At 70.2% G+C, this 4,247-nt stretch carries 6 protein-coding genes and 2 tRNA genes; 1 reads left to right on the forward strand and 7 read right to left on the reverse strand.

Going from position 1 to position 4,247, the window contains the following annotated elements; all coding sequences use genetic code 11:
- The 6 genes from gltX to VB737_RS15330 all read right to left on the reverse strand — a co-directional run.
- The coding region (gltX, locus tag VB737_RS15305) for a glutamate--tRNA ligase (RefSeq protein ID WP_500314228.1) at positions 1 to 1,110 on the reverse strand (1,110 nt) is incomplete at its 3' end.
- Positions 1,111 to 1,134: 24 nt separating this feature from the next.
- Positions 1,135 to 1,208, reverse strand: a tRNA-Asp gene (locus tag VB737_RS15310).
- Positions 1,209 to 1,448: 240 nt separating this feature from the next.
- On the reverse strand, positions 1,449 to 1,637 hold the full coding sequence (locus tag VB737_RS15315) for an SH3 domain-containing protein (protein ID WP_006043540.1): 189 nt from the start codon (positions 1,635 to 1,637) through the stop codon (positions 1,449 to 1,451).
- 36 nt (positions 1,638 to 1,673) lie between these two features.
- Positions 1,674 to 1,746: transfer RNA gene (locus VB737_RS15320), tRNA-Trp, on the reverse strand.
- 66 nt (positions 1,747 to 1,812) lie between these two features.
- Entirely contained in the window at positions 1,813 to 2,274 is a 462-nt protein-coding gene (gene rplS, locus VB737_RS15325) for a 50S ribosomal protein L19 (protein WP_500314231.1), read from the reverse strand.
- Positions 2,275 to 2,316: 42 nt separating this feature from the next.
- Positions 2,317 to 2,661 (reverse strand): peptidase, encoded by a 345-nt coding sequence (locus VB737_RS15330; protein ID WP_500314232.1) that lies wholly within the window; start codon positions 2,659 to 2,661, stop codon positions 2,317 to 2,319.
- A 63-nt stretch (positions 2,662 to 2,724) separates the two neighbouring features.
- Here VB737_RS15330 and map point away from each other — a divergent pair, with 63 nt between their 5' ends.
- A complete protein-coding gene (map, locus tag VB737_RS15335; protein ID WP_500314234.1) occupies positions 2,725 to 3,585 on the forward strand; it encodes a type I methionyl aminopeptidase in 861 nt (286 codons plus the stop codon).
- 27 nt (positions 3,586 to 3,612) lie between these two features.
- Here the strand turns inward: map and VB737_RS15340 are convergent.
- Positions 3,613 to 4,247 (reverse strand): Rossmann-fold NAD(P)-binding domain-containing protein (locus tag VB737_RS15340; protein WP_500314236.1); only part of this gene is annotated, 635 nt, incomplete at its 5' end.

Raw genomic sequence — 4,247 nt, forward strand, 5'->3', positions numbered from 1 at the left:
GGGCCCCAGCAGGGCACAGAGATCCTCCTGCCAGCCGGCGTCGGCGGCGGGGCCGCTGGCGGCCCAGCCCCGGGCCTGCCAGAGGGGCAGCAGCCGCTGGCGCAGCTCACCGGCCGCCAGTCCGTGCAGCACCTGGGCGTTGAGCCAGTTGAGCTTGTCCCAGTCGAAGCGCGCCCCGGCCCGGTTCACCCGCTCGAAGGAGAACACCGCCGCCGCCTGCTCGAGGCTGAAGCGCTCGCCGACGCCCTCCGGCGGCGACCAACCCAGCAGGGTCATGTAGTTGACCAGGGCCTCGGCGGTGTAGCCCATGGCGCGGAACTCACCCACGGAGGTGACGCCGTCGCGCTTGGAGAGCTTGCGGCCCTCCTGGTTGAGGATCAGGGGGGTGTGGGCGAACAGGGGAGGCGTCAGCCCCAGGGCCTCGTAGAGCAGCAGCTGCTTGCCGGTGTTGGCGATGTGGTCCTCGCCCCGGATCACGTGGCTGATGGCCATGGCGGCGTCGTCCACCACCACCACCAGGTTGTAGAGGGGGTCGCCGATGGCATCGGCGGGCGCCCGGCGGGCGATCACCATGTCGCCGCCCAGGTCGCTGCCGGCCCAGCGCATCTCGCCGCGCACCAGGTCGTTCCAGGTGATCGTGGCGCCGTCGTCGATGCGGAAGCGGATCACCGCCTCGCGGCCCGCATCGATGTAGGCCTGCTGCTGCTCGGCGGTGAGGTCCCGGTGCAGGTTGTCGTAGCGGGGGGCGCGGCCCTCGGCCTGCTGCCGCTCCCGCATCGCCGCCAGCTCGGCGTCGCTGGCGAAGCAGCGGTAGGCGTGGCCGCTGGCCAGCAGCTGCACGATCGCGGCCCGGTGGGCCTCGATGCGCTGGCTCTGCACCACCGGCTCCTCATCCCAGGTGAGGCCCAGCCAGCGCAGGCCATCGAGGATGTTCTCGGTGTACTCGGCCTTGGAGCGTTCCCGGTCCGTGTCCTCGATGCGGAGCAGGAAGGCGCCCCCCAGGTGGCGGGCGAACAGCCAGTTGAACACCGCCGTGCGGGCGGTGCCGATGTGGAGAGTGCCGGTGGGGCTGGGGGCCAGCCGAACGCGTACGGGAACCGCTGCGGCCACGGAATCGGCTCCAGGTGGTGAGAACGGGACTGACGGGGCTCGAACCCGCAACTTCCGCCGTGACAGGGCGGTGCTCTAACCGATTGAACTACAGTCCCAGACCGACATTCGAGGCACGATCCACCCCGGGGGGTGGAAGCGGCGCCGATGGGCGATCGCGACGGCGCGGACGCCGACCAAGGAAGTATCCATCGTCACCGGTCCCTCCGTCAACGCGGTCCGTCCACGGCACCCGGGAGGGCGGTCAGGGGGCGGGCCTGGTGAGGGTGCCACACAAAAAGCCCCGTGCGGGGCACGGGGCAGGGGCTGGCCAAAGGGGGGGCGCCGAGGCGCTGGGCTCAGGGGCGGAAGCCGGCGGGTTCGATCAGACGCACCTGATTGCCGCGGGCGGTGAACTCCCGCCCCTGGTCGCTCTGGACCACGACCCGACCTCCGGACTTGACCCGGATGACCCGGGCCCGGACCCAGCCAAGGGCGGCCGATTCCAGCACCTTGACCACATCACCGGGTTGTAGATCCAACTCCATGTTCGGAACCACGAGACTGCAAATGGGACCATCGAACGCGCCGTGGAGGACTTGAACCCCCGACATCAGGTTTTGGAGACCTGCGTTCTACCAACTGAACTAACGGCGCAAGGCCGATGGCCCCTGGAAAGCGTGAAAGGGAAACGCGGGCAATGAAATCCCGTGAAACCAGGCTTCAGCGATCGAAGCGCTGTTTGACGCGAGTGGCTTTACCCACCCGGTCACGCAGATAGAAGAGCTTCGCCCGACGCACCTTACCGCGCCGCTCCACCTTGACGGAAGCGACCTGGGGGCTGTGCAGCATGAAGACCCGCTCCACGCCGATGCCCTGGAAGATGCGGCGCACGGTGATCGTCTGGTTGAGGCCGCCGTGGCGCTTGGCGATCACCACGCCCTCGTAGGGCTGGACCCGCTCCTTGTTGCCCTCCCGGATCCGCACGCCCACCTTGACGGTGTCGCCCACGTAGATCTCGGGCAGGTCGCTCTTCAGCTGGGCCGCCTCGAACTCCTGGATCAAGGCACGGGCACTGAGCTTGCCGGTGGTGACGGTCAAGGTGGCAGGGGTCTCCTGGTCCACGGTCTGCGGGTCCACGTCGGTGGACGGATCACTGGTGGTCGGATCGGTCTCGGTTGCCATCCCTTTTCTCGGAGCGCCTGGCCAAACCAACACCTTACCGCCTCAGGTGACCCCCTTCCCCCCGCGCCGCCGCCAGCTCCGCTGCAGCCGCTCCCAGGCCATGGCGCCCCCGGTGACCAGCATCCACAGCAGCCCCAGGCCGTTGAGCAGCACGTAGAGCGTCTCCCCCACCGGGCCCAGCCAGCGCTGGAGCCATTCGCCCTCGTGCAGCACCATCAGCGGATGGACCTGGTCCCGGCCCAGCCCGCCCCAGTCGCGCAGCAGGCGGTAACCCACACCCGTGACGGCCGAGACCAGCAGGGGCGCCAGCACCAGCGGCGCCATCCAGGCGTGGGCCTGCCGCAGGCGGGCGCCCCAGGACGGGGAGGCGGTGGTGGCTTTGGACACGGGGAACCGACGGCGGGAGGGACGCCATTGATAACTTGAATGTCTGGCCCCGACTCCCACCGCATGAACCTGTTCGCCGATCTGCTGGCCAGCACCAACGGCGTCAAGGGCGGTGGCACCCCTCTCACCCAGGCCGGCCCCCGCATCCAGAAGGGCCGCCGCGGCGTCGAGGTGAAATCGGCGAGGGAGATCGCGATCATGCGCCAGGCCAGCCGCATCGTGGCCACGGTGCTGCGGGAGATCATCGACATGGCCGCGCCGGGCATGACCACCGGCGACCTCGACCGCCACGCCGAGGCCCGCATCCGCGCCATGGGGGCCACCCCCAGCTTCAAGGGCTACCACGGCTTCCCGGCCAGCATCTGCGCCAGCATCAACAACGAGGTGGTCCACGGCATCCCCAGCGCCAAGCGGGTGATCAAGGCCGGTGATCTGGTCAAGATCGACACCGGCGCCTACTACGAGGGCTTCCACGGCGACAGCTGCGTCACCCTCTGCGTCGGCGAGGGGGTGCCCGAAGAGGCCCGCCGCCTCAGCCGGGTGGCCCAGGAATCCCTGATGAAGGGACTGGCCACCGTGAAGGCCGGCAGCACCCTGCTGGAGCTGGCCGGCGCCGTCCAGGACCATGTCGAGGCCCACGGCTACGCCGTCGTCGAGGACTACACGGGCCACGGCGTCGGCCGCAACCTGCACGAGGAGCCCTCGGTGTTCAACTACCGCACCCGCGACCTGCCCAACATGCAGCTGCGCGCCGGCATGACCCTGGCGGTGGAGCCGATCCTCAACGCCGGCAGCAAGGCCTGCCGCACCCTCAAGGACCGCTGGACCGTGGTGACGGTGGACGGCAGCCTCTCGGCCCAGTGGGAGCACACCATCGTGGTCACCTCCGACGGCTGCGACATCCTCACCGACCGCGATTTCTAGGCCCGGCCGGCCCGGCACCTCCGGCGTTCAGCGCCGCCGCAGCAGCCCGTAGTAGGCCCAGCGCGTCAGGGTCGCCAGGGGCATCAGCACGTAGGTGAGCGGGTTGGGGGTGACGATGATCAGGCTGCAGTTCCAGTCGGCCTGGCGCAGGATCTCGCCCGCCACCCAGTCGGCGCCCATGATGCCAACGGGATTGAGGGCCGAGCGGAACGGCCCCAGCACCAGCCGCCGCAGCCGCAGCACCGGTGCCAGGGCCGGGGCCCGCAGGCTGAGCAGCTGGCCCAGCAGCCGCTTGCTGATCTCGTAGAGGGGGCTCAGGGCCGGCTGGATCTCCGCTTCCGAGGTGTTCACCCACACCTGGGGCCGCCGGTGCCCCTCGCGATCCCCAGGGCGCCGTGACGCCACCACGGCGAACAGCTCCAACAGCCGCCAGGCGCTCAGGGCGTTGACCTCCAGGGAGCAGCCGGTCGCCTCGGCGCTGGCGTCGCCATGGACGTTGATGCCGTGGTTGATCACCAGCACGTCCACCTCCGCGAGCAGGGGCTCGAGGGCCGCCTCCTGGCCCACCTGCCAGTGCACCTGGCGCAGGGGGATCGGCTGGCCGTCCGGGCCCGCCAGCTGCAGCGGCGTGCGGCCGTGGCTGAGGGCGATCAGCCGGGCGC

The organism is Synechococcus sp. BA-120 BA3, from assembly GCF_034931285.1.
Taxonomy (GTDB): Bacteria; Cyanobacteriota; Cyanobacteriia; order PCC-6307; family Cyanobiaceae; genus Cyanobium.